The sequence below is a fragment of the Streptomyces sp. NPDC102467 genome (assembly GCF_044765445.1).
In the GTDB taxonomy this organism is placed as follows: Bacteria; Actinomycetota; Actinomycetes; order Streptomycetales; family Streptomycetaceae; genus Streptomyces.
The window spans coordinates 1-22326 of the sequence record NZ_JBIWKA010000033.1; the positions used below are offsets into that span (position 1 = coordinate 1).

20 protein-coding genes and 1 rRNA gene are annotated in these 22326 nt (G+C 70.5%); 15 read left to right on the forward strand and 6 right to left on the reverse strand.

Annotated features, from left to right (window positions below; all coding sequences use genetic code 11):
- From rrf to ACIREE_RS40235, 9 genes are all read left to right on the forward strand, one after another.
- Positions 1-88 (forward strand): 5S ribosomal RNA (gene rrf / locus ACIREE_RS40195); the annotation flags it as partial.
- 64 nt (positions 89-152) lie between these two features.
- Positions 153-797: an HAD family hydrolase gene (locus tag ACIREE_RS40200; RefSeq protein WP_404164183.1), complete on the forward strand. Its 645-nt coding sequence runs from the start codon at positions 153-155 to the stop codon at positions 795-797.
- A 131-nt stretch (positions 798-928) separates the two neighbouring features.
- Positions 929-2143 (forward strand): MFS transporter, encoded by a 1215-nt coding sequence (locus ACIREE_RS40205; protein ID WP_404164243.1) that lies wholly within the window; start codon positions 929-931, stop codon positions 2141-2143.
- Positions 2094-3269, forward strand: coding sequence for an acetoin utilization protein AcuC (locus ACIREE_RS40210; RefSeq protein ID WP_404164185.1), 1176 nt, complete (start codon positions 2094-2096; stop codon positions 3267-3269). Before ACIREE_RS40205 ends, ACIREE_RS40210 begins: the two co-directional genes overlap by 50 nt.
- A 105-nt stretch (positions 3270-3374) precedes the next feature.
- On the forward strand, positions 3375-4190 hold the full coding sequence (locus tag ACIREE_RS40215) for a phosphatase (RefSeq protein WP_404164187.1): 816 nt from the start codon (positions 3375-3377) through the stop codon (positions 4188-4190).
- A gap of 129 nt (positions 4191-4319) precedes the next feature.
- The gene (locus tag ACIREE_RS40220; protein WP_404164189.1) at positions 4320-4532 is read left to right on the forward strand and encodes a helix-turn-helix domain-containing protein; all 213 of its coding nucleotides are present in this window, start codon (positions 4320-4322) and stop codon (positions 4530-4532) included.
- 160 nt (positions 4533-4692) lie between these two features.
- Positions 4693-4791, forward strand: a complete 99-nt coding sequence (locus tag ACIREE_RS40225; protein ID WP_003948845.1) for a 30S ribosomal protein bS22 — start codon at positions 4693-4695, stop codon at positions 4789-4791.
- A gap of 255 nt (positions 4792-5046) precedes the next feature.
- Positions 5047-6117, forward strand: coding sequence for an NAD-dependent epimerase/dehydratase family protein (locus ACIREE_RS40230; protein ID WP_404164191.1), 1071 nt, complete (start codon positions 5047-5049; stop codon positions 6115-6117).
- Positions 6118-6131: 14 nt separating this feature from the next.
- The gene (locus ACIREE_RS40235) at positions 6132-7166 is read left to right on the forward strand and encodes a lysophospholipid acyltransferase family protein (protein WP_404164192.1); all 1035 of its coding nucleotides are present in this window, start codon (positions 6132-6134) and stop codon (positions 7164-7166) included.
- Positions 7167-7247: 81 nt separating this feature from the next.
- On the opposite strand, the gene ACIREE_RS40240 is transcribed toward ACIREE_RS40235, so the two are convergent.
- The 3 genes from ACIREE_RS40240 to ACIREE_RS40250 form a co-directional block, all read right to left on the reverse strand.
- Positions 7248-8480 carry a DUF5667 domain-containing protein gene (locus ACIREE_RS40240; protein ID WP_404164193.1) on the reverse strand — a complete coding sequence of 411 codons (1233 nt, stop codon included), beginning with the start codon at positions 8478-8480 and terminating at the stop codon, positions 7248-7250.
- A gap of 249 nt (positions 8481-8729) precedes the next feature.
- Complete coding sequence (locus ACIREE_RS40245) at positions 8730-9530, reverse strand: ECF subfamily RNA polymerase sigma factor, BldN family (RefSeq protein ID WP_404164195.1); 801 nt, start codon at positions 9528-9530, stop codon at positions 8730-8732.
- A 342-nt stretch (positions 9531-9872) separates the two neighbouring features.
- Complete coding sequence (locus tag ACIREE_RS40250; protein WP_404164245.1) at positions 9873-10820, reverse strand: HAD family hydrolase; 948 nt, start codon at positions 10818-10820, stop codon at positions 9873-9875.
- A 158-nt stretch (positions 10821-10978) separates the two neighbouring features.
- On the opposite strand from ACIREE_RS40250, the gene ACIREE_RS40255 reads away from it, so the two are divergent.
- The 6 genes from ACIREE_RS40255 (at position 10979) to hemB (ending at position 17766) form a co-directional block, all read left to right on the forward strand.
- Positions 10979-11266: a glutaredoxin family protein gene (locus tag ACIREE_RS40255; RefSeq protein ID WP_404164197.1), complete on the forward strand. Its 288-nt coding sequence runs from the start codon at positions 10979-10981 to the stop codon at positions 11264-11266.
- A 332-nt stretch (positions 11267-11598) separates the two neighbouring features.
- The gene (locus ACIREE_RS40260; RefSeq protein ID WP_404164199.1) at positions 11599-12387 is read left to right on the forward strand and encodes a redox-sensing transcriptional repressor Rex; all 789 of its coding nucleotides are present in this window, start codon (positions 11599-11601) and stop codon (positions 12385-12387) included.
- Positions 12384-14039, forward strand: a complete 1656-nt coding sequence (locus ACIREE_RS40265) for a glutamyl-tRNA reductase (protein WP_404164201.1) — start codon at positions 12384-12386, stop codon at positions 14037-14039. Before ACIREE_RS40260 ends, ACIREE_RS40265 begins: the two co-directional genes overlap by 4 nt.
- On the forward strand, positions 14036-15001 hold the full coding sequence (gene hemC / locus ACIREE_RS40270; RefSeq protein ID WP_404164203.1) for a hydroxymethylbilane synthase: 966 nt from the start codon (positions 14036-14038) through the stop codon (positions 14999-15001). The genes ACIREE_RS40265 and hemC overlap by 4 nt, the downstream gene beginning before the upstream one ends.
- Complete coding sequence (locus tag ACIREE_RS40275; RefSeq protein ID WP_404164205.1) at positions 14998-16674, forward strand: uroporphyrinogen-III synthase; 1677 nt, start codon at positions 14998-15000, stop codon at positions 16672-16674. The genes hemC and ACIREE_RS40275 overlap by 4 nt, the downstream gene beginning before the upstream one ends.
- Before the next feature lie 99 nt (positions 16675-16773).
- A complete protein-coding gene (gene hemB / locus ACIREE_RS40280) occupies positions 16774-17766 on the forward strand; it encodes a porphobilinogen synthase (RefSeq protein ID WP_404164207.1) in 993 nt (330 codons plus the stop codon).
- Positions 17767-17879: 113 nt separating this feature from the next.
- On the opposite strand, the gene ACIREE_RS40285 is transcribed toward hemB, so the two are convergent.
- The 3 genes from ACIREE_RS40285 to ACIREE_RS40295 all read right to left on the reverse strand — a co-directional run bounded on the left by ACIREE_RS40285 (position 17880) and on the right by ACIREE_RS40295 (position 22208).
- Entirely contained in the window at positions 17880-18515 is a 636-nt protein-coding gene (locus ACIREE_RS40285; protein ID WP_404164209.1) for a DUF4232 domain-containing protein, read from the reverse strand.
- A 323-nt stretch (positions 18516-18838) separates the two neighbouring features.
- On the reverse strand, positions 18839-19015 hold the full coding sequence (locus tag ACIREE_RS40290; protein WP_404164211.1) for a hypothetical protein: 177 nt from the start codon (positions 19013-19015) through the stop codon (positions 18839-18841).
- Positions 19016-19223: 208 nt separating this feature from the next.
- A complete protein-coding gene (locus ACIREE_RS40295) occupies positions 19224-22208 on the reverse strand; it encodes a BTAD domain-containing putative transcriptional regulator (protein WP_404164213.1) in 2985 nt (994 codons plus the stop codon).
- Positions 22209-22326 lie beyond the last annotated feature (118 nt).

Below are 22326 nucleotides of genomic sequence, written 5' to 3' on the forward strand. Positions count from 1 at the left end.
CGGTTACATTTCGAACCCGGAAGCTAAGCCTCACAGCGCCGATGGTACTGCAGGGGGGACCCTGTGGGAGAGTAGGACGCCGCCGAACTAATTTTAGAGAAAACCCCCGTGCCATTCGGCACGGGGGTTTTCTGCGTTTAGGGTCCATTGGTATGCGCTACGAACTCGTCATCTTCGACAACGACGGCGTCCTCGTCGACAGTGAGCCGATCTCCAATACGCTCCTCGCCGGTTATCTCACCGAGCTCGGGCATCCGACCTCGTACGAGGATTCCCTGCGCGACTACATGGGCGCTGCCATGCACCGCGTACACGACCTCGTGCTCGAGCGGACCGGGGAGCGGCTGCCCGATGACTTCGACGACGTGTTCCACGGGCGGGTGTTCACCGCCTTCGAGCGGGAGTTGAAGCCCGTGCCCGGCGTGGTCGACGTGCTGGAGAAGCTGACCGCCGACGGGGTGCCGTACTGCGTGGCGTCCTCCGGGAGCCATGAGCGGATCCGGGTCGGGCACCGGACGACCGGGCTCGACACGTGGTTCGGTGAGGGGCGGGTCTTCAGCTCGGAGGACGTGGGGCGGGGGAAGCCGGCACCGGATCTGTTTCTGTATGCCGCCGAGAGGATGGGCGTAGCGCCAGAGAAGTGCCTGGTCATCGAGGACAGTCCGCTCGGGGTGCAGGCCGCCGTGGCTGCCGGGATGGATGTGTACGGGTTCACCGCGATGACGCCCGCTGAGCGGCTGGACGGGTCCTTCGCCCTCTTCCAGGACATGCGGGAGCTGCCCGGACTGCTGGGCTGAGGTCGCGGGCTGAGGTCACGGTCGTCTTTTGGTTCTCTGATCCATCTACCCACGGGTAGGGCGGAGGCCTACGCTGTGCCGCCATGACTGATGGCACGGGTGGCACGGATGACGCAGATGGTTCGAGTGGCATAACCGGCGTGCAGCGCTGGGGGCGAAGATCGCTGGGGTTCAGCTTCTTCGCGCAGGGGGCGGCGTTCGCGCTGCTGGTGACGCGGATTCCCGCCATTCAGGACCAGTACGGGATCTCGGACGGGCTGCTGCCGGTGTTCCTGGCCGCCGTGCCGATCCTGGCCGGGGTCGCCAGCGTGGGCACCGAGCAGTTGGTGAAGCGGGTGCGGCCCAGCCGGGTGCTGCGGTGGTCGCAGCCCGTCGTGCTCCTGGCGCTCCTCGGCGTGGGCGCGGGGGAGACCCTGTGGCAGGTCGCTGTGGCGCTCGGCGCGTTCGGGCTCGCCGTGGGCGCTCTCGACGCGTCCATGAACATGCTCGGGGTGAGCCTGCAGCGGGCGTACGGGCGCAGCATCATGCTGGGTTTTCACGCCGCCTACAGCCTCGGTGGGATCGTGGGCGCCTCGCTCGCGTGGGTCGGTGCCCACTGGGATCTGTCGCTGTTCGTGTCGTACCTGCCCGTGGTCGTGGTGCTGCTGCCCGCCGCGCTGATCGCGAGCCGGTGGTACGTCGACGGGGGCGTGGGCGCCGTCCAGGACGTGGTGCCGGAGCGGGCGGGCGGTGTCGTCTTCAAGATGCTGCTGCCGCTGTGCCTGGTGATGGCGTTCGCGTACATCGGGGACTCGACCGTCTCCAACTGGAGCGCGAAGTATCTGCAGGACGTGCTGGGGAGTTCGGAGCAGCTGTCGACCGTTCCGTACAACGTCTACATGGTGATGACCCTGGTGGGGCGGGCCGTGGGTGATGTGGGTGTGCGGCGGTTCGGGGCCGTGGTCGTGGTGCGGCTCGGGACGCTGGTGGCCGCCGCGGGGTTCGGTGTCGTGGCGGTGGCTCCCGGGCCCTGGGTGGGGATGCTGGGGTTCACGCTGCTCGGGCTCGGGCTGTGTGTGATCGTGCCGCAGACCTTCGCCGCCGCGGGGCGGCTCTTCCCCGGCGCGTCCGATGCCGCTGTCGCGCGGCTCAATATCTTCAACTACGTCGGTTTTCTGGTGGGTTCGCCGCTCGTGGGAGCCCTGGGCGATGCGTGGAGCTACCGCTGGGCGATGCTCGTGCCGATGGCGTTGGTGCTGGTGACGCTCGTCTACGCCCCTTCGTTCGGGTCCGGGACGGACCGATACGGTGGCAAGCATGAGCGGCCGCGCGCAGTTGATGTGGGACCCGGCGGTAACGAGGTATGACTTCGGGCCGGATCATCCGATGGACCCGGTCAGGCTGGACCTGACCCGGCGTCTCGTCGACGCCTTCGGGCTCGACCGGGACGTCGAGGTCGTCGCGGCCAAGCGGGCGGGCGATTCGACGCTGCGGCTCGTGCACCGCCAGGACTACGTGGAGGCGGTCAAGGCCGCGTCCGCCGATCCGGGTGCCGCCGACGGGGCGTACGGCCTCGGGACCGTCGACGATCCGGCGTTCGCCGGTATGCACGAGGTGTCCGCGCTGATCGCCGGGCAGTCCGTCGGGGCCGCGGAAGCCGTGTGGCGCGGGGAGGCCCTGCACGCCGTGAACTTCGCCGGCGGGCTGCACCACGCGATGCCGGGCGCCGCGTCCGGGTTCTGCGTGTACAACGACGCGGCCCTCGCCATCGCCCGGCTGTTGGAGCTGGGTGTCGAGCGGGTCGCGTACGTGGATGTGGACGTGCACCACGGGGACGGCGTGCAGGCCGCGTTCTGGGAGGACCCGCGGGTGCTCACCGTGTCGTTGCACGAGCATCCGCGGACCCTGTTCCCGCAGACCGGATGGCCCGAGGAGACCGGTCCTGATGGTCCCGCGGAGGGAACAGCCGTCAATGTCGCGCTGCCGGCGGGGACCGGGGACGCGGGCTGGATGCGGGCGTTCCACTCCGTCGTACCGGAGTTGCTCGCCCAGTTCCGGCCGCAGGTGATGGTGACCCAGCACGGGGCCGATACGCACTTCGAGGATCCGCTCGCGCATCTCGCGGTGTCGCTCGACGCGCAGCGGGCCGTGCAGGTCGCCTGTCATGAGCTGGCGCACGAGTACGCGCAGGGGCGCTGGGTCGCGCTCGGCGGTGGCGGGTACGCCGTCGTGGATGTCGTGCCGCGGTCGTGGACGCATCTGGTCGCCGTCGCGGCGGGGCGGGAGATCGCGCCGGAGACTGTGATCCCGGACGGCTGGCGGCAGGAAGTCTTCGCCCGTACGCGGCAGTTGGCGCCGGGACGGATGACCGACGGGCGCTGGCCCGTCGAGTACCGGGAGTGGGAGGCGGGGTACGACCCCGAGGACCGCCTCGACCAGGCGATCCTGGCCACCCGGAGGGCCGCGTTCCCGCTGCGAGGGCTGCTGCCTTAGCGCCTGTTGCAGCCCTGTTCGGACAAACGCCCGGGGTTACTCCGACTGTGGGGTATTCAGGCGTTTTAGGGGTATCCGGTGTCTCAATGCAGCAGCATCACGAGCGTGTTGAGCACCGGCGCCTTGCGTGCGCACCTGTTGGCGGCTCGGCTTGCCGGGCCCGTGGCGACCTCCCGCGAGGAGAGTCTGCGCAGTTACCGCCTCTTCGAGGCGCGGGATCCGCGTGTGCTGCTCGGACTCGATCCCGAATGGGCCTGGGGGCAGCGGGACTTGCTCGCCCTCATGGCCGACAAGTGCGGGGTGTCCCGTGATCCCGGCCAGACGTCCGGGTTCGACGTCATCGACCCGGAGCGGACCCTGGCGGCGCTCGACGCCTTCGGGGACCGGCTCGGCAGAGCCGCCCATGCCCGCTCCCCGGTGCTCTTCGGGACCGGGCATCCGCACCGATTGCTCGGCTTCTACGCCGCGCTGGCGGACGCCTTGTCGGCGCTGGGGTGCCCCGTCCTCACCCCCGCGCAGGGTTGTGGAGTCGACATAACGACCCGGTTCGGTCTACGCACGTACAACCTTGACTACGTACGAGGAGTCGCGCTGGTGCGTGAACCCGGCGCACGGCCACCCGGCCCGGAGACCGGCGCGCACACCCACTCGCCACTCCCGGTTCGTACCGCTCTGGCCGCCTGCGCGGAGGCCGGCGGACCGCTTCCGCACCTTGTAGTGGGAGACCACGGCTGGGTCTGCGGTGCAGGTCAGTTGGGGTTCGACGCCATCGGCCTGGCAGATACGGATGATCCCGCACTGTTCGTCGGTGAGGCCGAGGGGCAGGTGTCCGTCGTCGTTCCGCTTGATGACGCTGTGCGGTCTGATTACTACCGACCGCTTACTCGCTATGTACTCAATCGAGCGTGTCTGTCACAGTAGGCGGCCGATCGCTGCTCCTCTTCCCCACTCGCACCACACGCCCCTAGTCTGGGGAGTGAGCACGCAACGACGTTGAGTCACCGGAAGGGGAAGCCGGTGGCCGTCGAGTGCGGAAGGTTCAGGTGTGACATGGCTGCTGGTGAGAGTAGGCCTCTGAACGAGGTGCAGTTCCTGACCGTCGCGGAAGTCGCTTCGGTCATGCGTGTGTCCAAGATGACCGTGTACCGCTTGGTGCACAGTGGTCATCTGCCCGCGATCCGGGTGGGGCGGAGCTTCCGCGTCCCCGAGCAAGCGGTTCACGAGTACCTCCGCGAGTCCTATGTGGGGGTGGAATCGGGCTGATCAGCACCCCCGGGAGAGCCCGGGGTGCCCTCGATTATTAGCTCGGCGCTCGGGCGGGGTAGGCTGGCCCTCCGTAGGTCGTGTGGGCCCCAATGCAGCCCCGCACCGAGTGATCATCTCCGCTATGCGGGGGTTGTCCGAGAAGTGAGCGAGGGTAGTCATGGGCTCTGTTATCAAGAAGCGCCGCAAGCGGATGGCGAAGAAGAAGCACCGCAAGCTGCTGAAGCGCACGCGCGTGCAGCGTCGCAACAAGAAGTAAGCGACCGCAGCATCAGCGCGGTCTGTGGCCCTTTCACCGTTCGGTGGGAGGGCCACAGTGCGTTTCGGACATGTTCCGCCAGACACTCGTATTCGTAGGCCCCCGTGCAGTAGGCATTGATCTGTACGTACGCCTGTGGCTGTCGTCACTTCCTGCATCGAGTGGTCATCACAGCGCAACATCGAACCGCTAACGTGAGCCGCGCGCAGGGGATGCGGAGCGCGGCGGGGCTGGGACGGAAGGTAGGCGCTGATCTTGGGCAAGGTCGTGCTCGTGACCGGGGTGGCCCGGCAGCTGGGGGGCCGTTTCGTACGGCGGATCCAGCGGGACCCGGAAGTGGACCGGGTCATCGGCGTGGACGCGGTGCCCCCCGCGCACCATCTGGGCGGGGCGGACTTCCTGCAGGCCGACATCCGGCAGCCGACGATCGCGCGGGTGCTCGCCGAGCACTCCGTGGACACGGTCGTGCACATGGATGTCACCGGGACGCCGCTGGCCAGCGGCGGCCGCGGCTCCGTGAAGGAGACCAACGTCATCGGCACGATGCAGCTCCTGGGCGCGTGCCAGAAGGCGCCGAGCGTGAAGCGGCTCGTGGTGAAGTCGAGTACGAACGTGTACGGGTCCGCGCCGCGCGACCCGGCCGTGTTCACCGAGACGACGCCGCCGAAGTCGCTGCCGAGCGGTGGTTTCGCCAAGGACGCCGTCGAGGTCGAGGGGTATGTGCGCGGGTTCGCCCGGCGTCGCCCCGATGTCGCCGTGTGCGTGCTGCGGTTCGCCAACATCCTTGGTCCGACGGCCGATTCGCCGCTCGCCGAGTACTTCTCGCTGCCGGTCCTGCCGACCGTGTTCGGCTACGATCCGCGGCTGCAGTTCGTGCACGAGGACGATGTGATCGAAGTGCTGCGGATCGCCTCCCACGAGGCGGAGCGCGGCACGCTGAACAGCGGCACGTTCAATGTCGCGGGTGACGGCGTGCTGCTGCTGTCGCAGTGCTCGCGCCGGCTCGGCCGGCCGACCGTTCCCTTCCTGCTGCCGGCCGTGACCTGGGTGGGCGGCGCGCTGCGTACGCTGGGCGCGACGGACTTCTCGCCCGAGCAGATCAGGCTGCTCACGCACGGGCGGATGGTGTCGACGGCCCAGATGAGGGAGACGCTCGGCTTCCGGCCCAAGTACACGACCGCGGAGACCTTCGCGGACTTCGTCCGCGGCCGGGGCCCCGGACTGCTCCCGCCCCAGGCCGTGGCGGCAGCGGTGGACAGGATCGCGTCGCTGCCCTTCCTGGGCGGGCGCACACCCGGCCACTCCCTGACGCAGAGCGCCAACTGAGGAGCGCGTGAACGATGGCGGATGCCAAGGTCATTCCGTTCGACGACGACAGGTCGCGGGGGGCCACCGGGAAGGGTGCCGCCCGCCGCCGGGGCACCGGCGGCGGCGCCCGGCGCAAGGCCGAGCCCGTGGGCGCAGGGGACGTGCGTGAGGTTAAACCGCTGCCGGTTCGGGAAGCGGAGCCGGCCGACCCGGCGGGTGAGGGACGCGAAGGCTGGGAGCGGCGGGTCGCGGGCGGGCTCGCGTTCCTGCGGCGGCGGCTCACCGGCGAGTACGAGATCGATGAGTTCGGCTACGACGAGGAGCTCACCGACCAGGTCCTGATGTCGGTGCTGCGGCCGATCGCGGAGAAGTACTTCCGGGTCGAGGTGAAGGGCGTGGAGAACATCCCGTCGGAGGGCGGGGCGCTCATCGTCTCCAACCACTCGGGGACGCTGCCGCTCGACGGCCTGATGCTGCAGGTCGCCGTGCACGACAACCATCCGGCGGGGCGCCATCTGCGCCTTCTCGCGGCCGACCTGGTGTTCATGCTGCCGGTGGTCAACGAGCTGGCGCGCAAGGCCGGGCACACGCTGGCCTGTGCGGAGGACGCGCAGCGTCTTCTGGAGGGCGGCGAGCTGGTCGGGGTGATGCCGGAGGGTTTCAAGGGCATCGGGAAGCCGTTCAGCGAGCGGTACAAATTGCAGCGGTTCGGCCGGGGCGGGTTCGTGTCGACGGCGCTGCGGGCCGGGACGCCGATCGTGCCGTGCTCGATCGTCGGGGCGGAGGAGATATACCCGATGATCGGCAACGCGAGGACGCTGGCGCGCGTGCTCGGGTTCCCGTACTTCCCGATCACGCCCACGTTCCCGTGGCTGGGGCCGCTGGGTGCCGTGCCGCTGCCGACGAAGTGGACCATCCAGTTCGGCGAGCCGATCCCGACGGACGGATATCCGCCGGAGGCCGCGGAGGACCCGATGCTGATGTTCAACCTGACCGACCAGGTCCGTGAACAGATCCAGCACACGCTGTACAAACTGTTGGTGCAGCGGCGGTCGGTGTTTTTCTGACGGTGTTTCTCTGACGCGGCCCGGTCCGGGGTACGCAGCAGGGCCCGGGGTAAGCCCCCGGGCCCTGTGCATTGTTCGGTGCTACTTGGCGTCCTCGCCGTCGATGCCGAGGCCGGGGAGCAGGCCGGGGAGCAGCGGGGGCAGTGTGACGTCCGGCTTGGTCGTGCCTGTGGTGCCGGAGCCGGATTTGCCGTCCGACGGGGTCGGGCTCGTCTTCTCGTCCTTCGGCGGGTCCAGGAGGCCGCCGGTGGTCTCGCCGAGGAGGCCGTCGTCGTCCTTGTCGCTGCCGGAGCTGGACGGCTTCGGCTTGCTGGAGTTGCCGCCGCGGTGCTCGGTGCCGGCCGAGCCGGACGGCGTCGACCGGTCGGTGCCGGACGCGCCCGGCGACGTACCGCCGCCGCGGCCGGTGCCCGCGGAGCCGCCGCCCGGTGCGGGGGGCTGCGGGAGAAGGGAACGCAGCGGGTCGACCTCTTGGTCTATGGCGTCGAAGACCGAGCTCACCTCGTCCCGCACGTCACCGAGCTGGACCGGCAGCCGGTCACGCAGGGCGCTCCAGCTCTTGCGGTGCGACTCGGAGAACGCGTTCAGCGCCTGGATCGGGCCGAGCGAGCCGTCTCGCTTGTACGCCGCGCTGAGCAGCCGGTGGCCCTCGGACGCGTCGTACCGCATGCCGGAGAGCGCGCGCCTGACCTCGCCCACGGATTCATGGTCGAGGTGCCCGCCGCGGTCGCGCTCCATCAGCCGGCGCGCCTCGTTGAGCCGCGTCGACGCCTGGTCCAGGTAGATCTGCCCGCGGTCGGAGTCGCTGTCGGCCATGCCGAGCTTGAGGTCCTCCATGCCGCGCTTGAGGCCGTAGAGATGGTCACCCGGCAGGGCGCCGGAACTCGCGGCGGCCACTCCGCCGAACGCACCCGCGGCCACGCCGACCGTGAGCCCGCCCGCGGCGAGGCCCTTGGACAGGCGTGAGCGGGGCCGCAACTTCCGCAGTGATTCCGCCCGGTGGGCTCCCTTGGCCTTGGACCGCTGCTCCGGTACGGAGGGGCCCACGCCGCCCTCCTGGAGCATGGCCTCCATGGCGGCGACGAGCTGAGCCCGCTGCACCACTTTGACCTCGGGGTCCATTTCCGGCTCGGGCAGTTCGCCGAGGCCGGAGGCAAGGGACAGAAGCCTGTCCCGGTCGGACCGACCGGACCGGTCGCTCTGCTGAGCGACCGGATCTTCCGGCTGCTGCGCCGCCGGGTCCAGGTCGGACTGGTCCTCCAGGGCCTGGGCGAAGGCGTTCGCCCGCCGGTGTGCCGATACGTTCGCGATCACTGGCGGCACCTCCTCTCGTCATGACGTCGACTCCCAATGTCGACTCCCCAAGGGGTCCTGAGGGTTGCACGCCCTGACGGCTCGCACACGGACGAGTGAGCGAAGCCGGTCCAGGAGTGACCACAGGGAGCCTGCATCCCGCACAACGAGCGGCGCGGCACTTGGGTTACGGACGAAAGATGATCCGACCGCGATCACATCTCGCCCTCACAGAAGGTGAGTTGAGAATCGCGGACGGTGATGGCGTCATCAGCGGGCGTCTTCCGGGAGCAGCCGGGCCAGCGTACGGACGGCCCGGTACTGGAGGGTCTTGATCGCGCCCTCGTTCTTTCCCATCACGCGTGCGGTCTCGGCGACGGACAGTCCTTGCAGGAAGCGCAGCGTGACGCACTCCTGCTGTTGCGGGTTGAGTCGCCGTACGGCGTCGAGCAGCGCCGCGTTCGAGAGGGATTCGAGGACCGAGTCCTCGGGGGACCGCTCCACCTCGTTCGCGTCGAGCATTTCGCCGGTGGTCACTTCGAGGCGGAATCGGCTCGATTTGAAGTGGTCGGCGACCAGATTGCGCGCGATCGTGACCAGCCAGGCGCCGAAGTCGCGGCCCTGCCAGGTGAACGTGCCGATGCGGCGCAGGGCGCGCAGAAAGGTCTCGCTGGTGAGGTCCTCGGCTGTCGCCTTCCCGCCGACGCGGTAGTAGATGTAGCGGTACACGGTGTCGCTGTACTGGTCGTAGAGCCGGCCGAAGGCATCGGCCTCTCCGGCCTGGGCGCGCTCGACCAGGTCCATCATGCGGGCGCTGTCGCTGTCCGCCGCGGGACGGCGGGCAGGGGTGGACGCGGTCGACGTACCGGACGCTCCGGCGGCGCCGGAGCGGGTCCGTCTGCCGACTGTGGCGGCACCGGAGTTGGCCATGGCGAAGCACGGGCCGGCGGGTGCGGCGACGGCGAGGGCGGGGGCGGCGTACGCGGTGGGGACGAAGCCGCGCAAGCGGTCCACAACCGTTGCGCGCAGCGTAGCCAGGCCCGAGGCGTCAACCCCGACGTGTTGAAACACGGGACTCCCAGAGGCAGGACTTCCATCACGTGCAGTGCGGAACTGTTCACTCGTCGTATTGACGCGTGGGTACCGGAATGCGTCTGAGGAGAATAACGCTTCGTGCAGGGAGCGCTACACCCAGTTGCTCAAATCACCGATTACGTCACTTCTGTAGCTGATCGACGATGGTTCAAGCACCGGAGAGTGACCACTTGGTGATCGGATTAGGTCATGTTTGGGCTACGGCCGTGACGCGTTGTGGCCGAGTGGTATCAACGGGACTGGCGGGAGCCGGGCACGGGTAAGACAGCGCTTTACGGTCTTACGGCCGGGCCACCCCGGGGCGCCCGGCTCCGGAAGTCACCGGCGGCGTCGGTGCAGGGCGATCGCCGCTGCCGTGCCGCCCGCGACGGCGCCGACGCCGGCCGCAGCCGGGATGCCGACCTTCGCGGCCTTGCGGCCGGTGCGGTAGTCCCGCAGCCGCCACTCCCGCTCCCGCGCGTACTTGCGCAGCTTTGCATCGGGGTTGATCGCGTACGGGTGCCCGACGAGCGAGAGCATCGGGATGTCGTTGTGCGAGTCGCTGTACGCGGCGCAGCGGCCGAGCTCCAGGCCCTCCCCGGACGCCAGTGCCCGGACGGCCTCCGCCTTGGCGGGGCCGTGCAGCGGTTCGCCGACGAGTTTGCCGGTGTAGACGCCGCCGATGGACTCGGCGACCGTGCCGAGGGCGCCGGTCAGGCCGAGCCGGCGGGCGATGACCGTGGCGATCTCCACGGGCGCGGCGGTGACCAGCCAGACCTTCTGGCCCGCGTCCAGATGGGCCTGGGCGAGGGCGCGGGTGCCGGGCCAGATCCGCTCCGCCAGGTACTCGTCGTAGATCTCCTCGCCGATGGACATCAGCTCGGAGACCCGGTGGCCCTTGACGATGGACAGCGCGCTGTCGCGGGCGTCCTGCATGTGCTCGGGGTCCTCGACCCCGGCGATCCTGAACCAGGCCTGCTGCCAGGCGAACCGGGTCAGCTCGCGGCGCTGGAAGAACTTCCGCTTGTACAGGCCGCGGCCGAAGTGGAAGATCGCGGCGCCCTGCATGACGGTGTTGTCCAGGTCGAAGAAGGCGGCGGCCTTGTCGTCGCCGACGACCGGGAACTCCGGTTCCTCGCCGGTGTCGCCGGGGGCCGGTACCTGCTCCTCCAGCTCCTCCAGCTCCAGGGAGGTCTTGCGGGCGGCCTCCGCCGAAGCCTCGCCGGCCAGCACGCTCCGCGCGGTGGCTGGGCGCCTACGGGGGGCGAGCCATCCGAATCCGATCAGCGGCACGGTTGCCTCCTACCAGGGCGGCGGTCGGGCGTCGGGCGGGACATGGCGTGAGCATAGCCAGTTTGTTCGGTGCTTCCGGAGTCGCCCGGATTTCGGGAAGCTGTCACTCGGTGAAATCCCGGCGTCGTACGAGGTCCGGAGGCGGGGTCAGAATGGCCGGTATGAGTCCCATTTTTCGCCGCGGCGAGAAGAAGAAGCCGCAGGAGCGTGTCGTCACCCTGATCGGAAAGCCCGGCTGCCATCTGTGTGATGACGCACAGGCGGTGATCGAGAAGGTGTGTGCCGAGGTCGGCGCGGGCTGGGAGAAGAAGGACATCACCGAGGACGAGGATCTCTACCGCAAGTACTGGGAGCAGATCCCGGTCGTTCTCGTCGATGGTGCGCAGCATGACTTCTGGCGGGTGAAGGAGGAGCGACTGCGGCGTGCGCTCACGCAGTAGCGGAGCGCGCACGGGCGCCGCCCCCGGTCGTGTACGTCACTGACCGACGAGTCCAACTGGTCCCGAAAGTCGCTTAGGATCGGGGGCGGTTTGGTCTCGGGGGGCTTGGATCGTAAGGAGAGTGTGCGGTTTTGCCCCCCACAGGTGAGCAACGAAGCTGCCTGCGCGCCGGTTCCATCACAGCGCGCCGGGGGCGCGTGACCCCGGTCACGTTGGCCGGGCAAATCGGACACCATCTTTGTGCACGCGTTCACAAAGACATAGCCTGCATTCGACGGGGCGGTCCGGAAACGAAGAGCCGCCCGCAGCCCCGCTCTACCCGCAGGAGCACCGTGGCAACTGGCCGAACTCACCGACCGGCGACCCGCAGCCGAGGAATTCCCGAGGCCACCGTCGCCCGTCTCCCGCTGTACCTCCGAGCCCTCACCGCTCTGTCGGAGCGCTCGGTGCCCACGGTCTCCTCCGAGGAGCTCGCGGCCGCGGCGGGGGTCAACTCCGCGAAGCTGCGCAAGGATTTCTCGTACCTCGGCTCGTACGGGACCCGTGGTGTCGGCTACGACGTCGAGTATCTCGTCTACCAGATCTCGCGCGAGCTCGGCCTCACGCAGGACTGGCCGATCGTGATGGTCGGTATCGGCAACCTCGGTGCGGCGCTGGCCAATTACGGTGGTTTCGCGTCGCGCGGGTTCCGCGTCGCGGCCCTCATCGACGCCGACCCGGCGATGTCCGGCAAGTCCGTCGCCGGTATGACGGTGCGGCACGCCGACGAGCTCGAGCAGATCGTCGACGACAACGGCGTCTCCATCGGCGTCATCGCGACCCCGGCCGGTGCCGCGCAGCAGGTCTGCGACCGGCTCGTCGCCGCGGGCGTCACCTCCATCCTGAACTTCGCGCCGACCGTCCTGTCCGTGCCGGACGGCGTCGACGTACGCAAGGTCGACCTCTCCATCGAGCTGCAGATCCTCGCGTTCCACGAGCAGCGCAAGGCCGGCGAGAACGCGATCGAGGCGGCCGAGGGCGCCGTGGGTGTCGAGGGTCCGGCCGCCAAGGTCACCAAGCCCACCCTCTCCGCCGACCGCAAGGGCCCTGACGGGGACGTGCCCGCCGTGATGCCGGCATGAGTCTCCTCGTCGTAGGGCTGAGCCACCGCAGTGCCCCGGTCAGCGTCCTTGAGCGGGCCGCGCTCCACCCGGACGCCCAGGCCAAGCTGCTGCAGGACGCGCTCGCCGCCGAGCCGGCCGCCGAGGCCGCGCTGCTCGCCACCTGCAACCGCATCGAGCTGTACGCGGACGTGGACAAGTTCCACGCCGGTGTCGCCGAGCTGTCGACGCTGCTCGCCCAGCACAGCGGTGTCGGTCTCGACGAGCTCACCCCTTATCTCTATGTGCACTACGAGGACCGGGCGGTGCACCACCTGTTCTCGGTGGCGTGCGGGCTCGACTCGATGGTGGTCGGCGAGGGCCAGATCCTCGGCCAGATCAAGGACACGCTCGCCCGGGCGCAGGAACTGCACTCCGCGGGCAAGCTCCTCAACGACCTTTTCCAGCAGGCCCTGCGGGTCGGCAAGCGCGCGCACTCCGAGACCGGGATCGACCGTGCCGGTCAGTCCCTCGTCACCTTCGGTCTGGAACAGCTCGCCGCCGGGGAGCCGGTGGCCGAGTGGGCGCGGGGCAAGCGTGCGCTCGTGATCGGCGCGGGCTCGATGTCGTCGCTGGCCGCCGCGACGCTCGCGCGCGCCGGGGTCGCCGAGGTCGTCGTCGCCAACCGCACGGTGGAGCGCGCCGACCGCCTCGTAGAGATCTTGAGCGAGTCCGGTACGGCGGCTCGTGCCGTCGCCATGGGCGCCGTCGCGGACGAACTGACACGTGCCGACGTGGCCATCTCCTGTACCGGCGCGACCGGGCTCGTACTGACCGCCGAGGCGGTGCGCGCGGCCGTCGCCGGACGCACGCCGACCGCCGGCGGTGACGTGCCGACGACTGCAACTCCCGCCAGTGGCAAGGGCGTTGCCGACAGCTGCCCGGTCGACGCGGTGCGCGGCGGGTTCTCCGTCGAGGGCGAAGCCGCCGTCGCCGGTTTCGACGCGGCCGCGCTGGAGCAGCACGGCGCCTGGGTCGACAACGCTCCGGGTGAGCGCGTGCGCCCCGCCGAGCTCTCCGAGGCCGAGGCCATCGCCGCGCTCGCCGTCGCGGGCCGGGTGCCCGAGATGCGCCGCGAGCGCGTCCCCGAGCCGCTGCGCCCGGTCGGGCTCGCCCTTCTCGACCTGGCGATGCCGCGGGACATCGACGCGGCCGCGCACCGGATCGACGGGGTCCGCCTCGTCGACATCGAGTCCCTCGCCGACGCCTCCGCGGACGCGCCGATGGCCGCCGACGTGGGCCAGGTGCGCGCGATCGTGGCCGACGAGGTCGCCGCGTTCGGCGCCGCCCAGCGGGCCGCGCACATCACCCCGACCGTCGTCGCGCTGCGCGCGATGGCCGCGGACGTGGTGGCCGGCGAGATCGCGCGCCTGGACGGCCGGCTGCCCGGCCTCGACGAGCGACAGCGCGCGGAGATCACCCAGACCGTGCGGCGCGTGGTGGACAAACTGCTGCACGCGCCGACCGTACGGGTCAAGCAGTTGGCCGCGGAGCCCGGCGGTGCCGGGTACGCGGACGCGCTGCGGACCCTGTTCGACCTGGACCAGGAGACGGTGGCATCCGTCTCCCGTGCCACCCCCCAAGACCGTGAATCCGCTACCGGCACGGTAGGCAAGAATCGAGGCCCGGCATGACCGCCGCCGACAAAGCACTGAGGCTGGGGACCAGGCGCAGCAAGCTGGCCATGTCCCAGTCCGGGCATGTCGCCGAAGCCGTACGCCAGTTGACCGGCCGTGAGGTCGAGCTGGTGGAGATCACGACGTACGGGGACACCTCCCGCGAGCACCTGACGCAGATCGGCGGGACGGGAGTCTTCGTCACCGCGCTGCGGGACGCGCTGGTGCGCGGCGAGATCGACTTCGCCGTGCACTCCCTGAAGGACCTGCCGACCGCGCAGCCCGAGGAGCTCACGCTGGCCGCGCTGCCGCTGCGCGAGGACCCGCGGGACGCGCTGATCGCGCGGGACGGCCTGAAGTTCACCGAGCTGCCGGCCGGGGCCCGCGTGGGTACCGGTTCGCCGCGTCGCATGGCCCAGCTCAACGCGTACGCGCTGAGCCACGGACTCACCATCGAGACCGTGCCGATCCGCGGGAACATCGACACCCGCATCGGCTACGTAGAGAAGGGGGAGCTCGACGCCGTCGTCCTGGCGGCCGCCGGACTCCACCGCATAGGCCGCGTCGAGGAGATCACCGAACTCCTCGCGACCGATATCGTCCTGCCCGCCCCCGGTCAGGGGGCACTGGCAGTCGAGTGCACCGCCACGAACGGTGAACTCGCCGCCATGCTCGCGGAGTTGGACGACCCGCTCACCCGGGTCGCCGTGACCGCCGAGCGAGCCCTGCTCGCCGCCCTGGAGGCCGGCTGCAGTGCACCTGTGGGTGCGCTGGCCGACCTTCTGGCCGACGGGCAGATTGCCACCGAGATGCGCCTGCGCGGCGTCGTCGGCACCACCGACGGCACCGCACTGGTGCAGCTGTCCACCACCGGTCCCGTGCCCTCGTCCGAGGACGAGGCGCTGGCTCTCGGGCGCGAACTCGCCGCCGAGATGCTGGCCAAGGGTGCGGCCGGTCTGATGGGGGAGCGAGCACTTTGAGCCCCACCACGCCTCAATCGACCGCCTGCGCACCTGGGCACGTCACCTTCCTTGGTGCCGGTCCCGGTGATCCAGGACTGCTGACACTACGGGCCGTGGAGGCCCTGACCCGAGCGGATGTGCTGATCGCCGAGCCCGAAGTGCTCGACGTCGTGCGCACGCACGCCAAGGCGAGCGTGACCGTACTCGAAGCGGACGCGCCGGGGCGGACGACTGCCGCTGACGAGGCGTCAACTGCCGTCGTGGTCCCGGCTCTGAGGGACTGGGCCAATCTTGTCATGGAGGCCGCGCGGGGCGGCAAGCGGGTCGTGCGTGCGGTCACGGGAGACCCCGGGCTCGACACGTACGCGGCCGGCGAGATGCTCGCCTGCGCCACGCAGGGCATCGACTTCGAGGTCGTGCCCGGCGTCGCCGCGGCCGTGGGCGTACCCGCGTACGCCGGTGTCCCGCTGCGGGACGCGCAGGGTGCGGACGTCCGCTTCGTCGACGCCCGGACGGCCTCCGAGCGCTGCTGGACCGAGGTCGGCGCGTCCGACGGCACGGTCGTCGTGTCGACGACGCTCGACTCGGTGGCGGCCGCCGCCGGGGAGCTGGTCGCGGCCGGCCGCAAGCCGGACACTCCGCTGGCGGTGACCGTCGCCGGTACGACGACGCGCCAGAAGACCTGGTCGGCGACGCTCGGCACGATCGCGCAGACGCTGAAGCAGGCCAAGGTGCTGCCGTCGCCCGAGGGCAACCGCCCGGTGATAGCCGTGGTCGGCGAGCGTTCCGCTGCCGCCCAGCGCGGCCAGTTGTCATGGTTCGAGTCCAAGCCGCTGTTCGGCTGGAAGGTGCTCGTGCCGCGCACGAAGGAGCAGGCGGAATCGCTCTCCGACCAGCTCAGGTCGTACGGCGCGGTGCCGCACGAGGTCCCGACGATCGCCGTCGAGCCGCCGCGGACGCCGCAGCAGATGGAACGTGCGGTCAAGGGCCTGGTCACGGGCCGCTACGAGTGGATCGCCTTCACCTCGGTGAACGCGGTCAAGGCCGTACGCGAGAAGTTCGAGGAGTACGGGCTCGACGCGCGTGCCTTCGCCGGGATCAAGGTCGCGGCGGTGGGCGAGCAGACGGCGAACGCGCTGATCGCCTTCGGCGTCAAGCCGGACCTGGTGCCGAGCGGCGAGCAGTCGGCCGCCGGTCTCCTCGAGGACTGGCCGCCCTACGACCCGGTCTTCGACCCGATCGACCGGGTGTTCCTGCCGCGTGCGGACATCGCCACCGAGACGCTCGTCGCCGGGCTCATCGAGCTGGGCTGGGAGGTCGACGACGTCACGGCGTACCGGACGGTGCGCGCCTCGCCGCCGCCGGCGGACACGCGTGAGGCGATCAAGGGCGGTGGCTTCGACGCCGTTCTGTTCACGTCGTCGAGCACCGTGCGCAACCTGGTGGGTATCGCCGGCAAGCCGCACAACGTGACCGTGATCGCCTGTATCGGTCCGGCCACGGCCAAGACCGCGGAGGAGCACGGGCTGCGGGTCGACGTGATGGCTCCGGAGCCTTCGGTGCTCAAGCTGGCGGCCGCGCTGGCCGACTTCGGTGCGCGGCGGCGCGATGCCTCCGTCGAGGCCGGTGATCCGGTGACCCGGCCCAGTGAACGGCGGCCGGGGGCGCGGCGCAGGCGCGCGGCTCCGTAAGAGAGAGTGGGGGCGGGTGCCCGGTTCCGACCGGGTGCCCGCCCTGTTTTTATTGACGTTCGTTGACGTAGGTACGCAGAGGTACGAGGTGACTGTTCAGTGACTCGGTACGGCTCTTTCCCCGGTTCGCGGCCCCGGCGGCTGCGGTCGACTCCGACCATGCGGCGCATGGTCGCCGAGACGCGGCTGCATCCGGCCGATCTGATCCTGCCCGCGTTCGTGCGCGAAGGGATCGACGCGCCGGTCGAGATCGGGTCCATGCCCGGCGTGTACCAGCACACGCGGGACTCCCTGAAGAAGGCGGCGGCCGAGGCCGCCGAGGCGGGCGTCTCCGGGATCATGCTGTTCGGCGTGCCGCTGGAGGAGAAGAAGGACGGTGTCGGCACGGTCGGCACCGACCCCGACGGGATTCTCCAGCAGGGGCTGCGGGACGTGCGGGCCGAGGTCGGGGACGACCTGATCGTCATGTCGGACCTGTGCCTCGACGAGTTCACGGACCACGGGCACTGCGGCGTTCTCGACGAGCAGGGCCGCGTCGACAACGACGCGACGCTGGAGCGGTACGCCGAGATGGCGCAGGTCCAGGCGGACGCGGGCGCGCACGTGGTCGGGCCGAGCGGCATGATGGACGGTCAGATCGGCGTCGTACGCGACGCGTTGGACCAGATCGGCCGCGAGGACGTGGCGATCCTCGCGTACTCGGTGAAGTATTCGTCGGCGTTCTTCGGCCCGTTCCGCGAGGCCGTCGCCTCGTCGCTGAAGGGCGACCGCAAGACGTACCAGCAGGACACGGCCAACACCCGGGAGTCGCTGCGGGAGTTGGCGCTGGACCTGGAGGAGGGCGCCGACATGGTCATGGTCAAGCCCGCGGGTCCCTACCTGGACATCCTGGCCAAGGTCGCCGCCGAGGCGGACGTGCCGGTGGCCGCGTACCAGATCAGTGGCGAGTACTCGATGATCGAGGCGGCGGCGGAGCGCGGCTGGATCGACCGGGACCAGGCGATCATGGAGTCGCTGACCGGGATCAAGCGGGCGGGCGCGAACATGATCCTGACGTACTGGGCGACCGAGGTGGCGCGGCGGTTGGGCTGAAGCCCTCGGTCCAGGTGCTCGCCTGACGCCCTGTGCGGCGGCGGTTCCGCGGAGCTCCCGCCGTACCGGCGCCCGGCCGTGCGGTCGGCCGGGCGTGGCCGGAGGCGTACGGGCTACTGCTTGCCGGTGCCGACCGGGTCGACCGTGACGGCCCCGGTGGTGGTGTCGGAGACGGGCAGGTTGATGGAGACCGGCAGGGTCTTGGAGTGGGTCTCGTTGGGCGGGGTGACGACGAGCTGGACGATGTCCACGCCGGAGCCGCCGGTGTCGTTGCGCGGGTAGTGCAGGGTGAAACGGGTCGACTCGCCGGACTTCAGGGCGACGGCCGGGGCGGCGAGCTTGCTGCGCTCGGCGTTGAGGGCGCCCTTGCCGCTGTCGATCTTGAGGTCGACTCCGGGGAAGCCCTTGAGGGAGCAGGCCTCGCCGGTGTTCTTGAAGGCGACGGTGAAGGTGCCCTCGCCCATGCCGTGGGCGCCGCTGACGGCGAGGTTCGACGTCTTGCAGGTGCCGGTGGTGATCTGGCCGCCGCCGCTGCCTTCGGCGGACTCCGTGGTGGTGGAGTTGTCGCCGGAGTTCTCGGAGCCGTTGTCGGACGACGATGACGATGCCGACGACGATGACGACGATGACGACGACGAAGCCCCGGAGTCGTTCGCGCTCGCGGCGTCGTCGTCGCCGCCCTGGCAGGCGGTGAGCGAGAGGCCGGCGACGAGGGCGAGGGTGGCGAGGGTGATTTTCTGGGCGCGCATCGTTGTTCCTTGCGATCGGTGCCGGGTGCCCGGCACGAGTGGGGGGCTGATCACTAGGACCCACTCGGGCCATGGGAGCGTTCCGTCTTACCGTTCCCTTATACATGGCTGTTACATGCGATGCGCGCATGGGGCTTGGGGGCCTACGGGGAACCGCGTCGGGAAGCGCCGTGGCCGTCGCCCGCCGGGACAGTTCCGTGACGGGCAGGGTCTTGCATCGGTCCGCCGCCACAACCTCTTCACCTGGCGGTCACCGGACATGCGTCGGCCGCGGCGGCTCCCCCTCCGCGCCGCCGCGGCCGATCCCCGTCTCGAAAAAAGTCTCAGGCGTCCACGGCGGGCGGGGACGGCATGTTGGTGTCCTGCGTCGTGGCGCCCGAATCCTTCGGCGGCGACGGCATGTTGGTGTCCATCGTGGTGATGGCGGTCTCCGCCAGCGGCTCGCTGGGCATGTTCGTGTCCTGCGGAGTGGCGTCCGGGTTCTTCTTCGCGTTGCTCATGTCGTTCCTCTTCTCAGGGCCAGTGAGGAACGCCCGCCCGGAAACTCCCCCGAGGGTTGCCGGACGGGCGCTCGGAGCCGCACGCTATCTCTCGGGCTCCTGGTCAGACCGTCTGCCCCCCGACGCGACGGTGTGACTGAGGTCAGACTGCCGGGCGGCGATAAACGAATGCTGAACGCTTGCGGTCGTCCGTGGGGAGCCCCGCCCCTCAGGCTGCCGTGGCCGGTGTCAGCAGCGCGCGCACATCAGCGGCTTCCGGAGCACCGTTCTCCTGGTAGAGGTTGAGGGCTTCCCGCCAGCATGCCGCCGCCCGGTCCGCCTGGCTCAGTGCGGACAAGGCGTGGCCCAGGAGCGTCAGGACGGTGCCCTGCATCCGCTCACCGCCGATGCACTCAAGAGCGAGGGCCTGTTCGGCGTGCTGGGCCGCCTGGGCCGGGCGACGGGCGGCGAGATGGGCCTCGGCGATCCTGAAGTGGGTCGTCCCGGCCCAGAGGCGCTGTCTGTGGTCCATGAAGATGGTCAGCGCCTCGGAGAACTGGTTGAGGGCCTCCCGGTGCCGGCCGGCCGTGATGAGAGCAACTCCCAGCGCGTAGTGGCCGTTGCCGAGCCGCATCGTGCTTCCCACTTCGATGTGGCGGGCGAGACCGCGCTGCGCGAACTCGATCGCCTTCATGGTGTCACCGACCCCCATGTACGCGCGGGAGAGGTTGCACAGGGCGGTGGCTTCGCAGAGTCCGTTGTCAGCGGCCCTGAATCCCTCTATGGCCTGGTCGAAGAAGACTTTGCCGTCCATGTACCGGTGCTGGTGCAGCGCGATGACGCCTCTGTCCTGCGCCGCCCAGCTGGAGGCGGTCGAGTCCCCCGCGGCGGACGCGGACTCCATCGCGAGCCGGGCCTCTTCCGCGGCCGGCTGGATGCGGCCGGAGACGAGGAGGACATTGGTGAGGGTCGCGCGGGCGCGGCCTTCCGCACGGACGTCCCGCGCGGCTTGCGTCGCCTCGCACATGGCCCTGGCCGTCGCCTCGTACTGGTGCGCGTTCGCACCGGACTCGGCGAGATCCCTGGCCGCCCAGAGCAGGTCCACCGCGCGGCGCAGCCGGTCGGTCCCCGCCGCCTGCCGTACGCAGCTCAGCAGGGCCGAGGCCTCCGCGTACAGCCAGTCCAGAGCGGCTGTTCCCTCGGCGAAGCGCAGGCCTGGATGCTCGGTGGCCTCCAGGTCGTCCACCAGCCGGTCCCCCGGCCGCTCGATCGCGTAGATCGTCGCCGCCGTGGCCAGGTAGAAGTCCAGCAACCGTGACATCGCGGCTTCCCGCTCCACCGGCGGCAGTTCGTCCCGCTCGGCGCACGCACGCGCGTAGAGCCGGACCAGATCGTGGTACCGGTAGCGGCCCGGCGCCGCCGATTCCAGGAGCGAGGTGTCGACCAGGGACTCCAGCAGGTCCTCGGTGGCCTCGGCGCTCAGGTCGAGCACCGCGGCCGCCGCGGCCAGCGAGATGTCCGGGCCGTCGGCCATGCCGAGCAGCCGGAACGCGCGTGCCTGCCCCGGCTCCAACTGGCCGTAGCCCAGCTCGAACGTGGCCTTCACCGCCAGGTCTCCGGCCTGGAGTTCGTCCAGGCGGCGGCGCTCGTCGGCCAGCTTGGCCGCCAGGACGGACACCGTCCACGTACGGCGGGCGGCGAGCCGGGACGCCGCGATGCGGATCGCCAGGGGGAGGAAGCCGCAGGCCGCCACCACGTCCAGGGCCGCCTCCCGCTCCGCGGCCACCCGCTCGTCCCCGACGATGCGCGTGAAGAGCAGCAGCGCCTCCTCGGGGGACATCACGTCCAGGTCGACCAGGTGGGCGCCGACCAGGTCGACCATCCTGACCCGGCCGGTGATCAGCGCCGCGCACCCTTCCGTGCCGGGGAGCAGGGGTCTGACCTGGGCGGCGTCTCGCGCGTTGTCCAGCAGGACCAGGACGCGGCGGCCGTCCAGCGTCGAGCGGTACAGGGCCGCCCGCTCCTCCAGGGAGTCCGGGATCGCCGAGTCGGCGGTGCCGAGGGCGCGGAGGAACGAGCCGAGGACCGTCTCCGGCTCGGCCGCCCGTGCGCCCGCGCCTTGCAGGTCCACGTACAACTGGCCGTCGGGGAAGGAGGTTCGGGACGCGTGCGCCACGTGCACGGCCAGCGTCGTCTTGCCGACGCCGCCGATGCCCGCCACCGCCGACACCGCCATCACCGAGCCCGTGCCCGCCTCGGACGACGCCGACGACAGCACGTCGCTCAGTTCCGTGACGAAAGCGGCCCGGCCCGTGAAGTCCGGGACCTTCGCGGGTAGTTGGGCGGGCCGCAGGGGAGTCGAGGCGGGTTCCGCCGCCGGCGCCGAGGGCTCCGCCAGATCCGGGTCCGCGCGCAGGATGCGCTGCTGGAGTTCGGCGAGGCCCTGGCGGGGGTCGACGCCGAGCTCGTCCGCCAGCAGGCGGCGGGTGTCCGCGTAGACCGCCAGCGCCTCGGCCTGACGGCCCGAACGGTAGAGCGCCAGCATCAGCAGCTCGCGCAGCCGCTCCCGCAGCGGGTGCGCCGCGGTCAGCGCCGTCAGTTCCGAGACCGCCTCCGCGTGGCAGCCCTGCTCCAGGTCCATGTCGAGGCGGCACTCGGTGAGCTGAAGGCGCCATTCCTCCAGGCGCGCCCGCTGGGTCTCCGCGTACGGGCCGGGAACGCGCGCCAGGGGCTCGCCGTCCCACAGGCCCAGCGCCTTGTTCACCAGGGCGCGCGCCTGGCACAGGTCGCCGTTCTGCCTGGCTTTCTCCGCGTCCGACCACAGCTCTTCCGCCGCGGCCAGGTCCAGCGCGTCCCGGCTCAGCGAACGGATCGCGTAACCGCCCGCCTCGCTCACCAGGACGCCCGGTCCGAGCGCCTTGCGCAGCCGTGAGGCATACGTACGGATCGCCGCGAGGGCCTGCTGCGGGGACTCGTCTCCCCATACGGCGTCGATGAGTTCACCCGCCGTGGCCGTACGGCCCTCCCGCAGGAGCAGCGCGGCGAGCAGGGCGCACTGCTGCGGCGAGCCCGTCGCCAGCGGTTCGCCGCCGCGCCAGGCCCGGACCGGGCCGAGCACGCTGAAGCGCAGGTCGGAGCCCGGGGCCGGCGTGCCCGGGGCGTCCCGGGTCGCGTCGGACCGCCGCTGCTCCGGTACCCGCGGTCCGCCGTCCATCGTTGCCCCCTGCCGCCGCTCCAGCACCGGTCACATCTCTTTCCATGGCCGTCCAGGCGGCGCGCCGTCGTGTGGACGGACCGTCAAGGACAACCCCGCCAGTTTGCCTTGTTCATGG

What these genes read in the sequence shown, in the direction of transcription:
- ACIREE_RS40200 (WP_404164183.1), top strand. Translation starts at nt 153, where the DNA reads ATGCGCTACGAACTCGTCATCTTCGACAACGACGGCGTCCTCGTCGAC.
- ACIREE_RS40210 (WP_404164185.1), top strand. Translation starts at nt 2,094, where the DNA reads ATGAGCGGCCGCGCGCAGTTGATGTGGGACCCGGCGGTAACGAGGTAT.
- ACIREE_RS40220 (WP_404164189.1), top strand. Translation starts at nt 4,320, where the DNA reads ATGGCTGCTGGTGAGAGTAGGCCTCTGAACGAGGTGCAGTTCCTGACC.
- ACIREE_RS40225 (WP_003948845.1), top strand. Translation starts at nt 4,693, where the DNA reads ATGGGCTCTGTTATCAAGAAGCGCCGCAAGCGGATGGCGAAGAAGAAG.
- ACIREE_RS40235 (WP_404164192.1), top strand. Translation starts at nt 6,132, where the DNA reads ATGGCGGATGCCAAGGTCATTCCGTTCGACGACGACAGGTCGCGGGGG.
- ACIREE_RS40255 (WP_404164197.1), top strand. Translation starts at nt 10,979, where the DNA reads ATGGCCGGTATGAGTCCCATTTTTCGCCGCGGCGAGAAGAAGAAGCCG.
- ACIREE_RS40265 (WP_404164201.1), top strand. Translation starts at nt 12,384, where the DNA reads ATGAGTCTCCTCGTCGTAGGGCTGAGCCACCGCAGTGCCCCGGTCAGC.
- hemC (WP_404164203.1), top strand. Translation starts at nt 14,036, where the DNA reads ATGACCGCCGCCGACAAAGCACTGAGGCTGGGGACCAGGCGCAGCAAG.
- ACIREE_RS40285 (WP_404164209.1), bottom strand. Translation starts at nt 18,515, where the DNA reads ATGCGCGCCCAGAAAATCACCCTCGCCACCCTCGCCCTCGTCGCCGGC.
- ACIREE_RS40290 (WP_404164211.1), bottom strand. Translation starts at nt 19,015, where the DNA reads ATGAGCAACGCGAAGAAGAACCCGGACGCCACTCCGCAGGACACGAAC.
- ACIREE_RS40295 (WP_404164213.1), bottom strand. Translation starts at nt 22,208, where the DNA reads ATGGACGGCGGACCGCGGGTACCGGAGCAGCGGCGGTCCGACGCGACC.